Origin of the sequence: Photorhabdus australis DSM 17609, assembly GCF_000711895.1 — a bacterium.
In the GTDB taxonomy this organism is placed as follows: domain Bacteria; phylum Pseudomonadota; class Gammaproteobacteria; order Enterobacterales; family Enterobacteriaceae; genus Photorhabdus; species Photorhabdus australis.
In genome coordinates, this window is the sequence record NZ_JONO01000044.1 from 22907 (window position 1) to 43888 (window position 20982).

The 20982-nt window shown below is 38.7% G+C and carries 17 protein-coding genes; 14 read left to right on the forward strand and 3 right to left on the reverse strand.

Translation table 11 applies throughout. The features are described from left to right. Positions 1 to 141 precede the first annotated feature (141 nt). The 13 genes from BO26_RS13350 to BO26_RS13410 all read left to right on the forward strand — a co-directional run bounded on the left by BO26_RS13350 (position 142) and on the right by BO26_RS13410 (position 16751). A complete protein-coding gene (locus BO26_RS13350; RefSeq protein WP_036772108.1) occupies positions 142 to 1335 on the forward strand; it encodes a benzoate/H(+) symporter BenE family transporter in 1194 nt (397 codons plus the stop codon). A 233-nt stretch (positions 1336 to 1568) separates the two neighbouring features. Further along, positions 1569 to 2552, forward strand: a complete 984-nt coding sequence (locus BO26_RS13355; protein WP_036772140.1) for a hypothetical protein — start codon at positions 1569 to 1571, stop codon at positions 2550 to 2552. Continuing rightward, positions 2553 to 3698: a BamA/TamA family outer membrane protein gene (locus BO26_RS13360; RefSeq protein ID WP_036772110.1), complete on the forward strand. Its 1146-nt coding sequence runs from the start codon at positions 2553 to 2555 to the stop codon at positions 3696 to 3698. It abuts the gene before it with no gap. Then, positions 3695 to 4816, forward strand: coding sequence for a DUF4056 domain-containing protein (locus tag BO26_RS13365; protein ID WP_036772113.1), 1122 nt, complete (start codon positions 3695 to 3697; stop codon positions 4814 to 4816). The genes BO26_RS13360 and BO26_RS13365 overlap by 4 nt, the downstream gene beginning before the upstream one ends. Before the next feature lie 793 nt (positions 4817 to 5609). Further along, positions 5610 to 6191, forward strand: a complete 582-nt coding sequence (locus BO26_RS13370) for a fimbrial protein (RefSeq protein ID WP_036772117.1) — start codon at positions 5610 to 5612, stop codon at positions 6189 to 6191. Between the two features lie 67 nt (positions 6192 to 6258). After that, the gene (locus BO26_RS13375; RefSeq protein ID WP_036772118.1) at positions 6259 to 6957 is read left to right on the forward strand and encodes a fimbrial biogenesis chaperone; all 699 of its coding nucleotides are present in this window, start codon (positions 6259 to 6261) and stop codon (positions 6955 to 6957) included. Between the two features lie 25 nt (positions 6958 to 6982). Then, positions 6983 to 9457 (forward strand): fimbria/pilus outer membrane usher protein, encoded by a 2475-nt coding sequence (locus BO26_RS13380; protein ID WP_036772120.1) that lies wholly within the window; start codon positions 6983 to 6985, stop codon positions 9455 to 9457. Positions 9458 to 9468: 11 nt separating this feature from the next. Beyond that, positions 9469 to 10545 (forward strand): fimbrial protein, encoded by a 1077-nt coding sequence (locus BO26_RS13385; RefSeq protein ID WP_036772121.1) that lies wholly within the window; start codon positions 9469 to 9471, stop codon positions 10543 to 10545. An 856-nt stretch (positions 10546 to 11401) separates the two neighbouring features. Next, positions 11402 to 11617, forward strand: a complete 216-nt coding sequence (locus tag BO26_RS24115; RefSeq protein ID WP_036772122.1) for a hypothetical protein — start codon at positions 11402 to 11404, stop codon at positions 11615 to 11617. 197 nt (positions 11618 to 11814) lie between these two features. Continuing rightward, a complete protein-coding gene (locus BO26_RS13395; protein ID WP_036772123.1) occupies positions 11815 to 12603 on the forward strand; it encodes a protein bax in 789 nt (262 codons plus the stop codon). Between the two features lie 411 nt (positions 12604 to 13014). Next, positions 13015 to 14436, forward strand: coding sequence for an MBOAT family O-acyltransferase (locus BO26_RS13400; RefSeq protein ID WP_036772126.1), 1422 nt, complete (start codon positions 13015 to 13017; stop codon positions 14434 to 14436). Next, a complete protein-coding gene (locus tag BO26_RS13405; RefSeq protein ID WP_036772127.1) occupies positions 14423 to 15544 on the forward strand; it encodes an SGNH/GDSL hydrolase family protein in 1122 nt (373 codons plus the stop codon). Before BO26_RS13400 ends, BO26_RS13405 begins: the two co-directional genes overlap by 14 nt. Next, positions 15531 to 16751, forward strand: a complete 1221-nt coding sequence (locus BO26_RS13410) for an SGNH/GDSL hydrolase family protein (protein WP_036772128.1) — start codon at positions 15531 to 15533, stop codon at positions 16749 to 16751. Before BO26_RS13405 ends, BO26_RS13410 begins: the two co-directional genes overlap by 14 nt. 198 nt (positions 16752 to 16949) lie before the next feature. Here BO26_RS13410 and gntU read toward each other — a convergent pair whose 3' ends face one another. The 3 genes from gntU to gntR form a co-directional block, all read right to left on the reverse strand. After that, the gene (gene gntU, locus BO26_RS13415; RefSeq protein WP_036772130.1) at positions 16950 to 18287 is read right to left on the reverse strand and encodes a gluconate transporter; all 1338 of its coding nucleotides are present in this window, start codon (positions 18285 to 18287) and stop codon (positions 16950 to 16952) included. Further along, entirely contained in the window at positions 18287 to 18826 is a 540-nt protein-coding gene (gene gntK / locus BO26_RS13420) for a gluconokinase (RefSeq protein WP_036772132.1), read from the reverse strand. Before gntK ends, gntU begins: the two co-directional genes overlap by 1 nt. A gap of 168 nt (positions 18827 to 18994) precedes the next feature. Further along, positions 18995 to 19990: a gluconate operon transcriptional repressor GntR gene (gene gntR, locus BO26_RS13425; RefSeq protein WP_036772134.1), complete on the reverse strand. Its 996-nt coding sequence runs from the start codon at positions 19988 to 19990 to the stop codon at positions 18995 to 18997. Positions 19991 to 20704: 714 nt separating this feature from the next. Here gntR and BO26_RS13430 point away from each other — a divergent pair. Further along, positions 20705 to 20982: IS3 family transposase (locus tag BO26_RS13430; RefSeq protein WP_072023263.1), on the forward strand; the 278-nt coding region annotated here is incomplete at its 3' end.

The following is a 20982-nucleotide window of genomic DNA, read 5'->3' on the forward strand; positions in this document are numbered from 1 at the left end:
AGGCAGGTTCCACCGTTATATTATCATCAAAGTTTGTACGGCAAAGCTCACTACAGATAAATGTGTTTTGCACTGAATTCTGGTCAAATTACAAACAAAACCAGATGCTTTCAATCAAAATAATCAAAAATGGAGACAACTATGCGCCATGCAATCTCCTTGCGTGACCTCTCTTTTCCTGCAATCGCAGCTGGGTTCGTCGCTGTTCTGGTTGGATATACCAGTTCCGCAGCCATTATCTTTCAGGCCGCTGAAGCCGCAGGGGCAACAACCCTACAAATCGGTGGCTGGCTAAGCATGCTCGGACTTGGGATGGGTATCAGTTCCCTGGGACTATCGCTTTATTACCGCACACCCGTCCTGACCGCATGGTCAACACCGGGCGCCGCACTACTGGTAACAACACTACCAGGAACATCAATCAACGAAGCCATTGGTATCTTCATCTTTGCTTCCGCGCTGATTTTGCTATGTGGTATCACCGGCCTGTTTGCCCGGTTGATGAACTACATTCCACAAGCACTCTCCGCAGCTATGTTAGCCGGTATTCTGCTACGCTTTGGTTTAGATGCCTTTTCCTCGTTTTCAGTCAACTTCGTACTGACTGCCGGAATGTGTTTGACTTATCTTTTGACACGCAGATATTTATCCCGCTATGCCATCATCTTAACGCTATTATCAGGGCTGATAATTGCGGCTTTACAGGGAAATATTCACTTTGAACAACAATCCACAACCGCGTTTGCTACCCCTGAATTTATTGCACCCAATTTCACACTCTCTTCGCTATTGAGTGTCGGTATCCCATTTTTTATCGTTACAATGGCGTCTCAAAACGCCCCCGGCATTGCTACACTAAAAGCCTCAGGGTATCCGGTTTCTGTTTCATCATTAATAAGCTGGACAGCGCTTATTTCACTGATCTTGTCACCTTTTGGTGGTTTTTCTGTCTGTATTGCCGCCATAACAGCGGCAATTTGTATGAGTCCGGAAATCCACGCTGATCCGAATCGCCGTTATATGGCCGCTGTCATAGCGGGTGTGTTTTACCTGATAGCGGGCCTGTTCGGTGGTTCAATCAGTATGTTATTTAGCGCCCTACCAGCTGCCCTCATTCATGTTATTGCCGGATTAGCATTACTTGGAACAATTTCCGGCAGCCTGTTACAAGCGCTACAGAATGAAAAACAACGGGACGCAGCAATAATCACATTTTTGATCACTGCTTCCGGTGTCACTCTACTTGGCGTAGGTGCTGCATTCTGGGGACTAATAGGTGGAATAATAACCATGTTTCTCTTATCTTTGCCCGGAAAAAACAAAATAGATCATTAGATAAACAGTAAAATTATACTTTTCAGCATTTTATGATACTTATCATTAATAAAACTTATGATAATTTGCCGGGTCTGTTGCGCTTCGAATATTACGATGGGACATATACCCAATAGATTTCAAGTTGCAGTGCAGCGGCAAGTGAAAATAGCAACTTGGAAGATAAAGGGGATATCTAAACCTTAAATTTTCTTACTCGCAGAACCGAGCTTTCTATTATGAAATTTTTTGACGTGAAATTTTCTGATATTAGTAAGTTAGCTGTCATTTCATCCTGTCTGGCAATTCCTTATAGCTATGCAGATGACCGCCCTATTCTTTCTCTTTCTGTCAGCCAATCCGGTGGAAATCAAGTCACTGCTGATGGTAGTTTATCCAGAAAACCGAATAAGCAAGAATCACGAATACTGCCTATTTGGGGTGACGAGGCCAGAGCTAAAGGTTATGACCTGCCGGAACCTTTTGGCGCCAGTTACGGCTATATGAATATGCGACAGAATATCGTTGTAGACGACATAAAAATCATTATGCCGAAAAACCCAGAAACTGGAGAAGCTCTGGATATCCAGGCAGGTAAAACCAGAGAAAAGAATGAATCACATATGCTTAAGCTGGACACCTGGGTTCTGCCTTTTCTAAATGTTTACGGTGTTTATGGTTGGACAAAAGGCTCGTCAAAAACCAACATCGAAGGTATTTATTTTGACGGTGTCACCTTTCCTGGCATGAAAGACATTCCATTCGAACTGGATTTTAAGGGTAAAACCTATGGTGGCGGTTTTACTCTGGCAGGGGGCTACGATCAGTTTTTCGGTACACTTGACACTAACTATACCCACACTAATCTGGATGTTCTGGACGGTAAAATCAGCGCCTTGGTCGTCACTCCACGGGTGGGCTATGAATTTATATTCCAACCAATCATCCCTGGACAAGGTAACACCAAATTTCAGGTATGGACCGGCGGCATGTACCAAAAAATTACTCAAGAATTTAAAGGCAATATCAGCAACCTCGATTTACCACCTGCATTTGCCAGACTGGTAAAGGAATTCAACGATCCTGATATGAAATTCAAAGTAAAACAGCACGTTTCCGCTCGCTGGAATAATACCGTCGGCACAAGGCTGGAAATCACACGTAATTTCAATCTGCTAACTGAAGTTGGCTTTAACAAACGTAATAGCTGCTATATTTCAGGAGAGTTCCGTTTTTAAATGAACATCCGCTGTACTTTATATTGGCTGGCTATAGTCAGCCTTTTCATTTCTAATTTCTCGTATGGTCAAATACCACTCAGCAGGGAAAAAATTGATCACTGGCTTGAACAATTAGGCGGCAGTAATACCTATGACAGCAGTAAAACCATTGACTGGGGTGTTTTACCCGGCCCTTTTTATACCCCAGAATTAGGTGCTGGACTTGGTATTGCTGTCGTTGGTCTTTATCGGCCAGATGATCATGACCATACCAGCCAAACTTCTTCCCTTTCCTTGAATGGATTTACCTCTTCAACCGGCGCTTTTGGTTTCACATTTGATAACTACAGTTTTTTTGCTAATGATCAATGGCGTTTTTTTCTTTCCGGTACATTGAACAATGTTCCCACCTATTACTGGGGAACGGGATATCAAGCAGGTAAGGTAGATGATCGCAAAGAAAAATATCGCTCACAGGAACTACACTTACAACCCAGAATTCTCTATCGAGTCGCCGATTCTACCTATTTAGGTGCTGGCTGGAATTTTTCATCATTACACGCTAAAAACCCCAATAACGGAGCCAAAAAGCTTTTCGCCGCAGAAAACGATGGGCGGTCCATATTGAGTTCTGGTGTCAGTGCCTATTTCAGCTACGACACTCGGGATTTTCTACCTAACGCTCATCAGGGACACGTTTTTGATATTACCTATACCCATTTTTCCCCGGCATTAGGTAGCGACCGCCGGTTTAACACCGTAGATATACAATACCGTCACTATTATCAATTAAATGAAAAATCCGTATTAGCGTTTGATAGCTACGGTCGTTTTACTGATGGCCAAGTGCCCTGGAATATGCTGTCAACGTTAGGTAATAGTCATCGGATGCGCGGATATTATGAAGGCAGATACCGGGATAAAAATGTTATTAGCACTCAATTGGAATATCGGCGCAAATTGAACTGGCGACACGGATTCGTCTTGTGGGCTGGGGCTGGCACCCTTAGCCATTACGCCGAAGATATTGGCGCAGAAAACTGGCTGCCCACCGTTGGCATTGGCTATCGTTTTGAATTCAAACCCAAAATGAATGTAAGACTGGATTTTGGTATTGGTAAAAAAAGCAATGGATTTTATTTCCAGGTAGGAGAGGCGTTTTGAAATTGCGTTTATGGATTGCTGTTTTAATGTTAGTTGCAGGATGCCAGGGAACATTTTCTCCAATTGCACCAGTACAACCTGACTTAAATAGTGAAACAACCGCCGAAGCAACTCGAGCATGGCCGGTTCTTACTCCAATTCCCTCTCCTGAAGGATTAAGAGCTTGCTGTGCTTTTGGCTATAATTTAAAAACGGAATTACTGACCATTCCAGTACCTTTTTACCAAATCAGTAATGTGTTAGATGCCGATAATCTTGGGGCACATAATTATAACAACAGCTTTTTTGGTACTGTTGCTTCATTAACAGGGATCAGTAATGAAAAAGTGGGGATGATATATACCCGCCGGAGTGGATTCATTGATATTTCCCATGTGCGGGATACCGCTGATAATGCAGTTTTTCTATTCAGTCAAATCTGGCCCCGTCTTGGAGAAGAGTGGAAAATAGAACTCAGCAATGAATTAGCATCACGCCGTATCCAATTCTATCCCTTCACACCACCAGCAACGATAGAACAACGTTATACCCTAAGTGCTTATCTAGCCGTAAAATTAGCATTTGAACTGGCTGCATGGCATGAAATCGCCCAATGGTATGGCTATCAGTCTGTACCCGGATTTTCTGAAAAAGTCTCTGCATTCTCTCCTGAAGACCTCTACTCTAATCTATTAGGCGCTCGTCTTTCCCTCTCGTTGATACTGGCAGGGCAAGTACCGTCAATGAAACAATACCGCCTATCAATGCAAGCTATTCTGCCTCCTGCACTACGTGAACTGGAAGCCGTATCCCCTGATGAAACGCGGAAAATGTTTGAACAGGTTGATGGTATCTGGTGGGACAGCAAACGCCGTATACCTGATAAACGCTTAATCCTGCAACGTGATTTCCATACTCACAGCAATCGTATGCCTAACATGGTCCCGACAGAACGACAGCATCCACTCAGGCTGACGCTACCACAACAATATTCCGGCTATATATTAGCCGAGTTGGCAGAATTACAATTGTGGCCTAACCGCCAAATGAAAGAACTTCCTGTACCAAAAATCTACTGGAGCGTGACTGATTTTCCACAACTGGCAGAAAAAGCGAAAAAGCAGCAGGAAAATCATTGATTCATATGTTACCAATGAAAATATCTTAGAATACTATTTCTCAATTAATAATTCCCCCTAACTATCATCAATTATTATTTACCATTCCCATAATATTGCACCATAATATTAACTTAATTTACCCCATAATAAAACCAAACTATATTAACCACGATAAAATCAAATCATAAAAAAACAACAACATTACCAAGATATTATTTCCAAGAATAAAAAAATTGTATTGAAATATTTACAAAGACAAAAAAATAATAACTCATTGATATAAAATAATTAATATTGAACCACATAAAAAAACGAATTAAGAAATCAAAAAAAACATTAATCTACAAAACAAGCATCAACAGAAATAAAACTCATAAAAACAAATCAATTTAGACAATAATTCTATAAAATGCTCACCATTTGAGTATTTTTCCTATTTTTACCAACAATACAGACATATTCTCTTAATTTAATTTAAATAACAAAAAAACCTCCTTAAATACATTTAATCGTCTATAATATACGCTTCGAAGTTATAAATATGTGTAAAAATATCAGTTTTATCTAAGCAGATAAAATAATAGCTTACATCATAAATAATTAAATTTATTCAATCTGGTTTAAGTCACTAAATTATTTCCGATCATATAATATATTGATTTTTATTTTAAATTCATAAAATAAAATTAATTTTATAGATGGTCATAAGCATCACTTTTAAATCTTTTTAATGCGTCAGGGGATTCAGGGCCCCTATCTTCACCACCCTGATAAGGCCACTTAAAGATACCCCCACTCCTGGAGAGGAAAAATGAATAAACTAGCTTTATCCACTGCCACCGCACTTATTTTTGCTACAAGCTCTGCTGTTGCCATCGAGAATGTTTCCGGTGGAACATTACATTTCACTGGTGCAGTTACTGATGCCACTTGTACTATTAACGGTGGTGTTTCAGCGAATCTATCGATTATATTGGAACCTATCTCAATCTCTCAAGCCGGACAAAAGGAAGGTTTAATTGATGCTGGTAAGAAAGCATTTTCACTTGAGTTTTCTAACTGCCACACCAAAGCTACTGGTTTTGATCCAGCAACTTCTATGTTAAAAATCCAGTTTTCATCAGCAAACTCTATTTCTAACGATGGTAAATACCTGATCAACGAAGAGCTTAAAGCAGATGGCCAACCAAAAAACGTAGGTATTGCTATTGTTAAACACCAAGAAGAAAGTACCCCGATTATGCTGAATAAAACTTTTGATACAGGAATCAAAGGTTCTAGCAAAGAACGTGAAATTGTTGATTTCTATGCAAAATATTATAAAGTAGGCACTGCTGAAGCAGACCCAGGTAAAGTAGTCACGAGGGTTACTTATCACGTTACTTATCTATAATTATTTACCACTATAAATAAAGCCTATTTATCCAAATAGGCTTATTTACTTTGACAAAAATAACATTATGAAAAAATTATTTTTAGCTACATTATTAGCAGTAACGGCTTTACCTTCAGATGCTAACATCGTTATTAATACAACCCGTATTATTTATCCAGCCGGTAATAAAGAGGCATCTGTTCAATTATTAAATGTAGGAGATCAACCCTCACTGGTACAATCCTGGATAGATGATGGCGATCCTAACTCAACACCTGAAACAGCTAAAGTACCTTTTCTGCTCACACCCCCAGTCGTTAAAATTGATGGCAATAATGGTCAACAACTCAGAATTAAGCACACTAACAGCAACCTGCCCATAGATCGGGAATCACTGTTTTATTTAAATGTTCTAGATATTCCACCCATTGCAGAAAATATTGCCGATAGAAATGTCATGCAGATTGCGATTCGTACCCGGATAAAATTTTTCTACCGGCCTGAAAAACTCTCTATTTCACCTAAACAAATCGAGCAACATATTGTATTAAAACACGATGGCAACCAACTAAAATTGGAGAATTCATCACCCTATTTCCTGAATGTCGTTGGTCTCAAATCTTCCGCCACACAACCTAACTTATTAAACGAGGGAACAATCATTAAACCACTCTCTTCTCATTCATTCAGTACCAATGAAAGAGTAAAAACCGGAGACAAATTAACTCTGGCTATTGTTGACGATTTTGGTGCTATAAATAAATTAACTTTATCACTTCAATAGTGATATTACTGGCATAGCTTAGAACATGATAAAAGAAAAAGTTAGCTCGTTGACTCTGATAATAATCACTACCCTGTATACAGATTGCTTATGTTATGCCACAACATTTAATACTAGTTTTCTGGTTGGCGAATCTGCAAAAGCAGATTTGTCCCGATTTTATTCCAGTTCCGAATTACCAGCAGGCCGTTACGATATTGATATCTACCTAAATAATGACTGGAAAGGACGATTTGATATTCATATCCAGAACGATGGCAAAGATATCTACTTACTCAATGAAGATCTACCAAGGTTAGGCATAAAAATTGACAAGAACCAATTATCAGAATCAAATTTATCTCAAGATGAAACTCTTATTACTAAAGTAATACATAAAGGAACCGCTAACCTTGATGTTCCTAAACTCAGCTTATATTTGGTTGTCCCTCAAGCTTATATCCAAAATGAACTAAAAGGCTATATCGATCCCGCATTCTGGGACAGAGGTATCCCGGGAGCTATGTTCTCCTATAATGCCAACTACTACCATACTCAGAACAGGAATAAACAGAACAGTGACGATGAAAATGAAGATAATGCTTATGTGTCACTGAATAGCGGCTTGAATCTGTTTGGTTGGCAATTACGTGATCAATCCTCTTATCACTACACACGTTCAAATGGCAGTAAATGGAATAATAATACCCGTTATCTGCAACGAGGAATTTCATCAATTAATTCAGAACTGCGCATCGGTGACAGCTATACATCAAGCGATTTGTTCGATTCTTTCCGCTTTCGAGGTATCAATCTGAAAACAGATATGCGCATGTATCCCGATGCCTGGCAAGGATTTTCCCCTATTGTCCGGGGAGTTGCACAGACTAACGCCTTGGTAAAAATCTCTCAGAATAACGTTATTATTTATCAGGGTAATGTACCACCAGGGCCTTTTGCTATTGATACTATTTTACCAACAGGTTCTGGCGGCGACTTATTTGTCGAAGTCACAGAAGCAGATGGACGCAACAACAGCTTTACTGTTCCCTTTTCATCTGTCCCTAATATGATGAAAGAAGGTCTTAGCAAATATGATATTAGTGCAGGTAAAACCCAAATTGCCAACAGTCTCTATAAACCCAACTTTTTTCAAGCCAGCTATCAATATGGGTTTAATAATATCCTTACGGGCTATACAGGGGCCATCATCAGTAAAAACTATTACTCATTGCTATTAGGAAGTGGATTTAACCTACCGATTGGCGCGGTCTCAATTGATATTTCACAATCCAACGCCAAATTTGACAACAGCCCAACGATGAAAGGCCAGAGTTATAAAGCGGCTTATAGCCGCTATATTCCACAAACAAGAACAAATTTTTCTCTGGCTGCTTATCGCTATTCAACTAAAAACTATCTGAACCTAATCGACACCATTAATCTTCATGACTGGATAAGTAACGGATATGACCGACAACACTACTCTCATCAGAAAAATACCTTCAATATTAATTTAAACCAGAATCTTGGTAGTGGTGCGGGTTCGCTTTTTCTTTCAGGAACATTACGCGATTACTGGGGAACGCAGAATAAAAGTAGGGAATATCAAATGGGGTATTCCAACAGCCTGGGCAAAGTCAATTATACCCTGACAGCAAGCCGTGTTCGGTACAATATCAATGAAACCGAAAGTAAAGAGGAACAACGTTACTATCTGATGCTGTCTGTTCCTTTTGAATTGTTCGATTACCCTGCCTATCTGACCAGTAATATCTCACTCAATGATAGTCACTACAACAACAGCGATTTGGGATTAAGTGGCAGCGCGGACCAACACAACCGTCTGAATTACCACCTTAACATTTCAGATCAGAAAAGCGGTTCTACAACAACCAGTGCAAATCTGACCTATAAAACATCCGTTTCCACATTGAGTAGTTCTTATAGCCAGTCCAGGGATTATCGTCAGATGGGACTTGGTGCGACAGGTAGTTTAGTCGCTTATCAAGGTGGCATTCTGGCCGCTAATCAGATCGGAGAAACCTTTGCAATCATTGACGCGCCGGGCACAGCTAACGCTTCTGTGAATGGCGATAAAAGCATGGTGACGAACAGCAGCGGTAAATTATTGATACCTTATCTTTCCCCTTATCGTAAAAACGCCATCATGCTAGATACCAGTGAAGTACCGGAAAATGCGGCTGAACTTATCGGTAACATCAGGGATGTTGCACCATATTCTGGTGCTATTACTCACATCGGATTTAAAACAGACCAGCGGAAGACTTTCATTTTCTACTCCACTCGGGCCGATGGTAAACCTTTACCCTTCGGCACTGAAATTGTCGATTCAGAAAGCAACAGCCTTGGATATGTTGGTCAGGGTAGTATGGTTTTCTTACGAGTCGAAAAATTGCCACAACAAATTTATGTCCGCATTGATCAAACAGGTGAAAAAGACTGTGTAATAAACGATCCTAAGCCTGAAATGAACTCAACCGCCAATATTTGCCGTTAAGGGAGAAGATAATGAAACTTAAGTCATTGTATCTGGCGGCCCTAATCAGCCTGAGTAGCAATATAGTTTATGCAAACTGTCAACCCAGTGTTGCAATAACTGCACCAGAAATTATTGTCAATATGACAGATCGCCTCTATCTGAGCAGTAATGCAAGCTGGCAACTGAATACCCGGTATTCTGGCTATTTTAAATGCACAACAAATACATTATGGAAGCAAAACTCTGTTGCTAACGGCTCGCCGTTTACCAAAAACAAAGTTGTTTTGGGATTCAATGGGGGTAAAGACTATGTGGAAATCATTATTACTAATCTCTCTCCCAGTAACAATATTAATCTGGGGAACAGTAACACGACATTCCCTGCCAGTAGGTTACAAGCCCAATTTACACTTAATGCCAAGTTATTAAACGGTAGACCTGGTGGTAGTAATATTCACGTTTTTTCCGGCGATACTGCAACATTAAAGACAGCTGTAATAGCAATGGATACCACCAACATAGGGCTTTTTGACGCTATTCTCCGTTTTGCTACAGATTTCCTGACTTTTATTCTAACCTGGGTATGGCCCACTCATTCTGAAGATATTTATTACCAACCCGTTACCATGATTTTTAATCGTCATGATACAACTTGTAATTTCTCAAATGCAGGATTAACAGTGAACCTGCCAAAAATTAGCCGAGCTACACTACTTAGCGGAACAAATAAAGGAGAGACCCCTTTTACACTCAACTTTGAATGTAATTTTCTCCTTAATGGTAAAACTTCTCGCTCAGTTAAAGCCTACCTCAGCAGTAATAATCTGTTACCAAACGATAACCGAACTTTAATCGATAACAAAGCAGGGGCAGCGAAAGGCGTTGGTATCCGAGTTTCTCAGCCGGGTAATTCAACACCAATAATATTCAGTACCTCACAAACATCTTCCCAAGGTGCAACTCTGTTATTCAGCCAAAATGCTGGCAATGCTATGGATAAACGTTTTGCCATTGATCTTAATGCTTACTATTACGTTTATGACCCTAAAAACATCATGACAGGGGAACTCAAAGCAACCTCTGTTCTGAACTTTGAATACAATTAATTGGGTAATCAAGTAATCAGGTGGCAAAGGAAATGCCCCTCCTTTTTCTTGTTCGAACCGAAATTTTATGTATCAATAAGTAACAATATGTAATAAAGTGTTTCTAAATACAAAGCCATTTACATTTATCACTGACTATGAACCAACGTAACACAATGATAATCCTGGACTTCAACAATCACTAACATTGATTTAATTCTTTCATAGAATAATACAATTCTATAAAACATATAAAACAACATATTCAGATTTATCAATAAAATTTAGAAAAACAATATAACAACCATGCCAAATCATATTATTAAAATATAAAAAATCATAATAAAGATATTTCCAACAATATAAACCAGCAATTAACACGATACAAACCACAATATAAAAACATTATTTTCATAGAAAAAACCAATCAGACACACAAACAAATAATCAATAAAATCAACAATATAAATATAACAATAAATTTAAAAGAATAATAAAAAATTAGATAACGACATGCTCAAAAATAACATACAAACATGAAAAATTAATTAAATCATTATCAAATAAATATAAAGAAATCAAAAAAACATCGTTGACATCAATTTTTAAAGTTGAATTCTTATATTTAAAAAAAACAAAAACATTGAAAAACATTTATTTTTTCATACCTGTTTTAATTATTTTCTTATAATATAATTAAAAGTAGAAGATATTAACACTTTGTTACTTATTTGAACTTAACATTTATAATAATATCGAATACCCTGCACCACATCAATGACAATAGAGATATCACAAAATCAGCTCAAGCCTGATCGGCAAAATTCAATTCGAATTCACAGAGAAAAACTATATATCGGTGACAGGTTATCTGTTTATGAAAATGATACTTATTCTTATAACAGCAATATTAATATCAATTAGTTTATTACTCGCAGCAGTATTCTTACAATTGGCAATATTACAGATAAATGAAACCAAACCAAATCCAATAACTGTAGATATTCAACCGGTTTATCGATCTTCTTCTTCCCGGAAAAAGCATCTCAAGCGTGAAAAAAAACAAAAAAACATTATTATATTTTATATATAAATCAAACTAGACAGATATTATTTTGTATAAAAATAATACACAACCAAACTATAATTTGATAAAAAAATAGGATACATCAATAACATATCAATTTTAATACAGAAAAAGTTCTTATGAATTATTAATAACTCTGGCTATGCTGGATTTATTTTGCTAGCATTAGCTTGTTTTTTATTCAGAGCAAACGAGGAAAAGCAATGCCCTCTCGAACGATGAGGACAACCGCCATCTTCGCTTTCTTTATTTCACTGTTGTTTTCCGCTTTTGGCCAGGCATCAACTAGTACCGCTAAAAGCATAGAGTATTCTCACAATGGCATACAAAGCAGTTTGCCAGATTTGCGAAAATACCCTTCAGGCACCCCACGTAAGAAAGCGTTTTTAAATGTTGTTGTCCCAGTGATTGATAAACACAATCAACAAATTATGCAGGAACGGGAATGGCTACTGAAACATCAGGATGTCAAACGTTGGTCCACTCAGGATATCAAGCGCCTGCAACAAATTTGCAAAAACTACAACGTGAGCTGTAGCAGCTCACCTAAAAAAGTTAATTGGAACAAGCTACTAAGCCGAGTTGATATCATCCCAACCCATTTTGTTGCTACTCAGGCTGCAACAGAATCTGGCTGGGGAACCTCTAAGCTTGCACAGCAAAACAACAATCTGTTCGGTATGCGTTGTGGCAACAGTTGTAAGAGAACGCAAGGTAAGATAAAAGGCTATTCTTCCTATCCGACTATAAATGATTCTGTCGAAGCTTATATGCGGAACATAAATACCCATAACGCTTATGAATCATTGCGTGTTTCACGCGCTAAACAGAGAAGCCTGCAAACATCACTGAATACCAGCAAACTGATTGATAATCTTGAAGGATATTCACAACTAGGTTCTACTTACAACAGCTACTTGCATAAAGTCTTTAACAGCAACAAAGGGCTTATCACTCAGGCGCAAAAGTTAGCTAAAAACGAACATAACTAAAAATCCTATCAGTATATACCCTATGGATTTCAAGATGGATCGCGACGGCAAGTGAACGCATCCCCAGGAGCATAGATAACTATGTGACTGGGGTAAGTGAACGCAGCCAACAAAGAGTCAACCGGGTATAAATCCGAATATACCGAATGAACTTCAAGATGCTTGAGCCGTCAGACATAAAAACATTTAAATTCAAAAACATAATCGTTTTTCAAACATGCACTTTGAAGTATCTTGAGTATATATTGTTCTAACTACCAATATCAGCCATTTCATAACAAAATATGGAACGGCTGATTTCCTCAATATCCACTAGCTTGTCTTACTCATTGATAGAATGTTTAAGTTAAGTATTATAATATCACTCAAATTGCCCTATAATCGCGATGAAATGATTAGCCAGAGTTTAATATGAATTTCTTTTCTTTTGAGTTTCTCGGGTCCTTTGTTGCCTTCTTTCTCTTGTATTGGATGTTACAAAAAAGTGCAAAAATACAAAACTATTTACTGATAATGGCAAGTTATTTGTTTGTCTTTTCTTTTAATCCACTTTTTGCTGGCATCCTATTTAGCTATACATTATTCATTTATCTCTTAACAAACATAATCAGTAAATACCTATCCAACTACATCACATTTACTATCCTGACAATAGGTATTCTAGGGTGTTTTACTGTATTCAAATATTATTCTTTCTTTCAAGAAAGTCTCCAACAAGCATTTGCCCAATTTGGTTTATCCATAGATTTACCTGTACTAACATTGCTCGTACCTCTGGGTTTATCTTTTTATGCATTCCATTCTGTTAGCTATGTCGTTTCTGTTGGCAGAAATGAAATTCCACGGGCATCATTCCCTGATGTCGTTTTATACCTCTGTTTTTTCCCAAGTATTGTTGCCGGGCCAATAAACCGAGCTAAAGATTTCCTGCCTCAAATTCAGATTTCATCAAGAATAATTATTGAGCCATCAAGGGCCATATTACTGATTGTATTAGCAATCACAAAACTATTCCTGTTTAGCTCTTATTTGTCTGAAAATTATGTCAATCCAATTTTTGATGACCCCACCGGCTACGATGCAGGAAAAATCCTGGTAGGTATTTATGCTTATGCCTGGCACATCTATTTCAATTTTTCCGGTTATACCAACTTAGTTACCGGATTAGCGTTACTACTCGGATTCAGAGTTCCTCAAAACTTTAATGCCCCTTATCTGGCTGAAAATTTACAAACTTTCTGGCGCCGCTGGCATATCAGTTTATCTGAGTTTATCCGTGATTACGTCTATATTCCTTTTGGTGGTAATAAAAAAGGGTTTCTACGTAAAAATCTTAATTTGTTTGCCGCTATGGTAATCTCTGGTTTATGGCATGGTGCCGGAATTAACTTTATCATTTGGGGCGCGATTCATGGATTAGGATTATTCATCCTAAACATTAAAGATCAATTGTTTTCTCCAACAGATAAAAAAAACAAGAATACACCTAAAAACCCAATCACTTCATTTTTATCCAGAGTAATCACTTTCCACTTTGTTTGTCTGGCATGGGTTTTCTTCCGTTGTCCTACTCTGGATGATGCCCTGACATTATTAAATCAATTAATATCATCAGATTTATTCCACTCAATCACAACTAACGGTTGGTTACTGATGATGTTCTGGGGGCTCTTTATTATTTATCCGAAACTTATTAACCTGAAAACAGCGATTGAAAAAATCCATTTCCATATTCCATGGACATACTACCCAATACCATTAGCTATCATTCTAACTTTGGTATTTATGCTTTCACCACAAGGAATGCCAGGTTTTATCTATGCCAATTTCTGAGTTCAAATCCAATCTAAAAACAGCTGGGCAAGTCACTCTTATCATAGTGTTAACCAGCCTACTATTAATCTGGTTGAATCACCGTTCACTGGATAGATTCTGGCAACAGAAATACCACCAGCAAAGCCTTTGGGCAACCTTACAAGGTAATCCACTCTGGGATTTTGGAGATAACCTGGAACAAGGTGTTCTGGCTGCGGGGGAAGCTTTCATATTACACACCACCACCAGTAACAGTGACGATCATCAGCAAACTGCTCAGGAATCCAGTATTACGCTTCCTAAAGATTTTCAGATCGGACTACGATTCTTAAATGGTTATATCTCTCCTGTTACAAATTCATCTGCAACTTTCCCAGCGTTATTACAAAAATCCCTCCATGCTGATTCTGTCAGTTCATCAATACACCATAGTCAATCCAGTATCGTTATCGCCAAAACCAATGTGGCTCTTACAGCTAAGGATAAGGTACTTTTTGCCGGAGATTCAATGATGCAAGGTATTGCCCCTCATCTGAAACGTCGGCTCTTTCAGGATTACGGTATTTCAAGTATTAATCTCAGCAAACAAAGTACTGGGCTTGCTTACCCCAGTTTCTTTAATTGGCCAGCAACTATCAACAAGACACTGGAAACCAACCACGATATCAAGCTGGTTATTATCTTTCTGGGACCCAATGATCCTTGGGATATGCCACCAGAACATGGGCGTATCTATCTAAAATTTGCCAGCGCTGATTGGGAAAACCTCTACCGCCAGCGTATTAATATGATCCTTACTGAAGCTCGTCACTATGGCGCTGATGTTATCTGGGTTGGCCCTCCAAATATGCGACAGAAAAAACTTTCTACCAGTATGAAATATCTGAGCTCATTATATCAATCAGAAGTAGCGAAAGCCGGAGAAATATATGTTTCCGTTAATAATATCTTTCAATATCATGCGGATGATTATTCTGATTATATTGGTGATAATAGCAATAAAATTAAACTCAGAAGCGGTGATGGGATACACTTTAGCTTGAAAGGTCAGCAAGCTATTTCAGACAACATATTTTCATTAATTAAATTCATTCAGGAACCAGCCAAACAAAATGGGAATGCTTAAAAAACTTCACAAGCGATACCAGTCTGTTAGTACTGGCCTGGTCATCATACTCTCTTTAAGCTTGATATCATGCCATAAGCAAAGGCCAGAACATTTGCTAACACAACATTCAATGAAAATGAGCCAACAGTTAACCGACTTTGGTGAACCGAATCTAGCCTTACTCGCAAATAAACTTCACAACAGCCAGCATAATCAACTGCATTTTATTCAGATAGGTGATTCCCATACTGCCGCAGATTTTTTCACTGGCAAACTCCGAGCCTTGTTACAACAACGTTTCGGCGATGCCGGTATCGGTTTTGTCAGCCCAATAAACATTCCCGGACAACGTAGCGCCATGATTGGTATAACGAGTGATAAACAGCAATGGGAACTGACTACCAGCCGCAAAGATAACCGACCTGATTTCCCTCTCGGAGGTGCAATTGCAGAGCCTGATAGCGAAACAAGCAAACTGGTTTTAAAGCTATTTGTACCATCCTATACTCACTATCAACTCAAATTGTTATATCAGACACCTGCTGATTCTCAGATTCTAGTTCAGTCTGCAACCAAACAAATCCTTAAATTACCGGCAACCCGCGGTCAATGGCAGTTTTCTTCTGAAAAAACCGTCAAATTCCCAGTTAATATTATGGCAACACAAGATAACCAGTTGAAATTAGGCGGCTGGTTTATCAAACGTAAACAACCAGGTGTTATATTATCCGCTTTAGGTATCAATGGTGCGACTATTAATATGATGGATAAATGGCAGCCACAATGGATTAATACTTTAGCTCAAATGCACCCTGATATGATAATCCTCGCTTATGGCACAAATGCCGCTTTTAATAATTCGTTGGATTTATCTGATTATCGCCAACAATTGACAACCAAGATAAAACAGATTCGCCATCAGTTGCCACAAGCAGCTATTCTTATCATCGGTCCGAGTGACTCCTTAAAAAATGGCCAAGCCACAAGCTGTACAACACAACAACCCACAATGTTGAATGATGTCATCCATATTCAACAGGAAGTCGCCAAAGAGCAGCACACACTATTCTGGAACTGGCGTGAATATATGGGTGGCGAATGTTCAATTAAGAGCTGGGCGCAACAAAACCTTGCGCGGCCAGATTATGTTCACCTTTCAGCCGCAGGTTATGAGCGCAGTGCGAAAGCTTTATATAAACAATTAATAGACGTTCTTGGGCAATAGTAACGATGAAATTTTGCTTAAATTATATGGGAGTATATTAACCATCAATGAAGCAATCACCATCCATTAATGAGAACACAATTCTGGTTTTATTAATTATCTGCGTAGCTGACTTATCTTCCGCCTTCATAGGAGGCGACATTATTCAACGCCATCAAAGAGTGCTTTGAATTTTGGTTAATTAAGATGACAGAGGAATTACATCACAGCAAAAAAAATCATCCCAACAACAGCACCTGTTGTTCCAAGGATGGTTTCCATAATTGACCAGGTTTTCAGTGTCTGGGATTCTGTTGCGCCAGTAAATTTACCGAATAACCAAAAACCTGAATCATTAACATGGCTCAATACCAGAGATCCACCCGCAATACAGATTGAAAGAGCCGCAAGCTGAGCTCCAGAATATCCCAATACCTCAACAACTGGCATAACCAGGCCAACCGTTGTCAAACAAGCCACAGTTGCAGATCCTTGAATAACACGAACCGTACTAGCAAGAATAAAGCATGCTAACGCAATTGGCAGACCCGCATCAATCAATGAATTCCCCAAAGCTGGGCCAACACCAGAATCCACCAACACTTGTTTGAAGACTCCACCTGCTCCAGTAACCAACAAAATAATTCCAGCCGGTTGAATAGCCGAAGAGCAAATATCCATCACTTTTTCTTTACTCATCCCACGGCGAATTGCCAAGCCATAAATGGCGACCAAGCAAGCAATCAGAATCGCCGAAAATGGATGACCGATAAATTCAAGCCATTGGTACAATTCAGAACATTGTACAACAAAGCGCTCACCAACAGCCTTTGCTCCAACCAAAGCCAAGGGAAACAAAACCAACGATAGACTCAGACCAAAAGATGGCATTTTACCTTGACCAAGGCTTGGCTCTTTTATATCAGCAGGTAAATCCAAAGTAACGTATTTACTGATAAAACTACCAAAAATCGGGCCAGCCAGTAACATCCCGGGAATTGACGCACTAAGACCAATCAGGATCATCCAGCCAAAATCGGCATTCATCTGTGAAGCTAATAACATCGGAACCGGGCCAGGTAACAGAAATGCCGCAGCAGCTGCAACACCAGCAAACAGAGGAATAACCAATTTCACTACGTTACCGCCAGTACGGCGTGCTACTGCAAATGCCACACCAATCAGTAAAACAATTGCTACATCAAAAAATAGTGGCAGGGCACAAACCAAGCCAGCTATTCCCAATGAATAATGAGCACGTTTTTCACCAAAACTATTTAGTAATTTAACCGCAATCTGATCCAGAGCACCTGTTTCGTGTAAAACCTTACCAAACATGGCACCCAGTGCAACAACAATTGCCAGAAAGCCTAATGTTCCTCCCATTCCTTCTTGCATTGTTTCGGTAATTTTATTCAACGACATACCAGAAAAAACACCAGCCCCCATAGAAACCAATATTAATGCCACAAAAGCGTGTATTCTTACCTTCATCACCAAAAATAGCAGTAAGAGAACAGAGCCAACTGCTGTCAGGACTAAAGTTAAAGTATTCATTATTTTTCCCCTGAAATGATGCTATTAATTATTTTTATCGAGTGATTAATCACTTCATCTAGAGACAATCTAATATCAATCGGGTAAACATCCTTTTCATCACTGTCTGGTTCTTCTAATGCCTCAAATTGAGATATCAACATTTGAGGTTTAAAAAAATGATCTTTACGTGCTTTCAACCGACTTTCAATTAAATCAAAATCGCCTTTCATATAAAGAAATGACAGATTCTGATTATTATCACGCAGCATATCCCGGTAATGCTTTTTTAAAGCAGAACAAACAATCAGAGAAACCAGATTTGTGCGTTGCATAGCAAAAACCGCATCATTCAGTGATCTCAACCAAGGTTTACGATCTTCATCATTCAATGCATGTCCTTCTGCCATCTTATTAATATTAGATCTTGGATGTAAAAAATCGCCATCTAAAAAAGCGATATCCAATTGATAGGCCACAGCATTAGCAACAGCAGATTTACCACTGCCGGATACCCCCATAAGCACAAAAACATGATTCGGATGATGGGTACCTCTCATATAAACTCCTTAAGCACGGATCCTTTACCCGCAAAATGTTACCGGTAACTGTTATCGGTAACATTATCAGAAGTAGAAACAAGATCCGCAACAACACAGAATCTTCATAAAATAAAAATGTGATGATTATCCCAAATAAATTTAAAAAATATGAAATTAATAGATCAACTAAATACTTTCTCCTAGTGATATTTCAAAGCCAATATCAACCATTTTCTGCGGAAAATGTTCTCCTTTCAAACGTGCCATCAATAATTCAGCAGCTCTCCGCCCCATTAAATCACGAGGTGTTAGCACACTAGCAAGTTTTGGTGTCATAACCTGACCAACATCGTGACCATGGAAACCAGCTATTGCAATATCGTGCGGTACAGCAATCCCCTGACGTTGGCACTCAAAAATTGCTCCAATAGCAAGGTCATCGTTAGTACAGAATAAACCATCCACATCAGGATATTTTGTTCGGGCTTCATTCAGTAACTGTCCCCCCAATGTGTAAGAAGAACTTTTTGGTGTCATCACCTTGCCGGGCTTTAAACCCGCACTTTTCATAGCAACTTCATAACCTTCCAGACGAATAATTGTCCTCTCATCCTGCCTTGCCCCAAGATAAATAACTTGCTGACAACCTCGCTCAATCATTGCCATTGTCATCTGCCGAGCTGCTTCAAAGTTATCAATACCAACTGCTGTATCAAAACAAGGGGAAACACAATCCATCAATTCAACAACAGGAATACCAGCCGTTTCCAACATTCTTAAGGTTCGTGGAGTATGAGTACGTTCAGAAAGAATCAGGCCATCAACATTATAAGAAAGTAAAGAAACCAGACGCTCTTCCTCTTTCTCTGGCAAATATCCATAATGAGCTAACATGGTCTGATACCCATTACGATCTGTCACATATTCAATGCCGCGGATAACTTCCGCAAAAACCTGGTTAGTCAATGAAGGTAACAAAATACCAATAGCATAGCTGGTAGAATTAGAAAGGATATCAGGCACTCGGTTTGGGATATAACCTAGCTCATCCAACGCATCAGCTATTTTCTTTCTCAATTGCTCAGAAACCTGATCAGGATTACGCAAAAAACGACTTACTGTCATTTTCGTCACACCAACACGATCGGCCACATCTTGTAAAATAGGGCGTTTTTTCTTCATATTTTAAGACAATTTAAAATTAGTAGAATTTAGGATAATAAACACAATGTTATGACATAGTTATACACTATCAGGATACACTTTTTTTGAATTTAGCAAAAAACATCACGAATCTTCATTCAGTGTAAATTGTAAAAATAAGACGGAAAAACCAAAAGAGTCTTAAAAAGGATTAATCCTGTGTCTGTTGGCTCCAGACGCTACTACTAGTCAAAATATAAATACACCTGTGAATGCTAAAAATGTTAGGAATGCACAAAAGTGCTCATTTATCCGCAAATTGATGGCATTTCTTAATGCCTGGTTTGAAACCATGTGTCTATGATATATAGGAAACATGACTATCAGTGATATGGCGTCATTCTTAAAGCAGTAATTAAAATCGTAACAGACTGTGATTAATTTCTTATAGCGTTTGATCACTTAAATTAATAAAAATAATTTGGATTCAGAACCACAATAACGATAATAAGAGCTCGAAAATTTTTGGCTATCTTAAAACCCGAAATCAGACTAATTATATCCTGCCAACAACCCGCTCAATAAGGATTTATCAATATTCTTCAAGAAAGTTATCATAACGAGCTAACCTTAACTGAAATTAATTTCACTACCCAATTTATATCAGTTCAAGAAACTAATTTTGATGTGGTTCAATGATTTTGGTCACCGTCATAGAGGTAATATTCTTACTTCGACAATTCAACAGGTGACATAATGAAAAGAAGTTTCAGCCCCGAGTTTAAATTGGAGTCAGCGCAGTTAGTGCTTGACCAAAACGACAATATTGCCGAAGCGGCCAGAGCCATGAATGTCAGCTCATCCTCTCTAGGGCGATGGGTTCATCAGTTAAAGCAGGAACGGCAAGGAAAATCCCCCAAAGCCTCGCCCATCACGTCGGAGCAAATTGAAATCCGCGAACTGAAAAAGAAGCTCCAACGCCTTGAAATGGAAAACGAAGTCTTAAAAAAGGCTTCAGCACTCTTGATGTC

What these genes read in the sequence shown, in the direction of transcription:
- BO26_RS13380 (WP_036772120.1), top strand. Translation starts at nt 6,983, where the DNA reads ATGATAAAAGAAAAAGTTAGCTCGTTGACTCTGATAATAATCACTACC.
- BO26_RS13400 (WP_036772126.1), top strand. Translation starts at nt 13,015, where the DNA reads ATGAATTTCTTTTCTTTTGAGTTTCTCGGGTCCTTTGTTGCCTTCTTT.
- gntK (WP_036772132.1), bottom strand. Translation starts at nt 18,826, where the DNA reads ATGAGAGGTACCCATCATCCGAATCATGTTTTTGTGCTTATGGGGGTA.
- BO26_RS13395 (WP_036772123.1), top strand. Translation starts at nt 11,815, where the DNA reads ATGCCCTCTCGAACGATGAGGACAACCGCCATCTTCGCTTTCTTTATT.
- gntR (WP_036772134.1), bottom strand. Translation starts at nt 19,990, where the DNA reads ATGAAGAAAAAACGCCCTATTTTACAAGATGTGGCCGATCGTGTTGGT.
- BO26_RS13405 (WP_036772127.1), top strand. Translation starts at nt 14,423, where the DNA reads ATGCCAATTTCTGAGTTCAAATCCAATCTAAAAACAGCTGGGCAAGTC.
- BO26_RS13385 (WP_036772121.1), top strand. Translation starts at nt 9,469, where the DNA reads ATGAAACTTAAGTCATTGTATCTGGCGGCCCTAATCAGCCTGAGTAGC.
- BO26_RS13370 (WP_036772117.1), top strand. Translation starts at nt 5,610, where the DNA reads ATGAATAAACTAGCTTTATCCACTGCCACCGCACTTATTTTTGCTACA.
- BO26_RS13410 (WP_036772128.1), top strand. Translation starts at nt 15,531, where the DNA reads ATGGGAATGCTTAAAAAACTTCACAAGCGATACCAGTCTGTTAGTACT.
- BO26_RS13375 (WP_036772118.1), top strand. Translation starts at nt 6,259, where the DNA reads ATGAAAAAATTATTTTTAGCTACATTATTAGCAGTAACGGCTTTACCT.
- BO26_RS13350 (WP_036772108.1), top strand. Translation starts at nt 142, where the DNA reads ATGCGCCATGCAATCTCCTTGCGTGACCTCTCTTTTCCTGCAATCGCA.
- BO26_RS24115 (WP_036772122.1), top strand. Translation starts at nt 11,402, where the DNA reads ATGAAAATGATACTTATTCTTATAACAGCAATATTAATATCAATTAGT.
- gntU (WP_036772130.1), bottom strand. Translation starts at nt 18,287, where the DNA reads ATGAATACTTTAACTTTAGTCCTGACAGCAGTTGGCTCTGTTCTCTTA.
- BO26_RS13360 (WP_036772110.1), top strand. Translation starts at nt 2,553, where the DNA reads ATGAACATCCGCTGTACTTTATATTGGCTGGCTATAGTCAGCCTTTTC.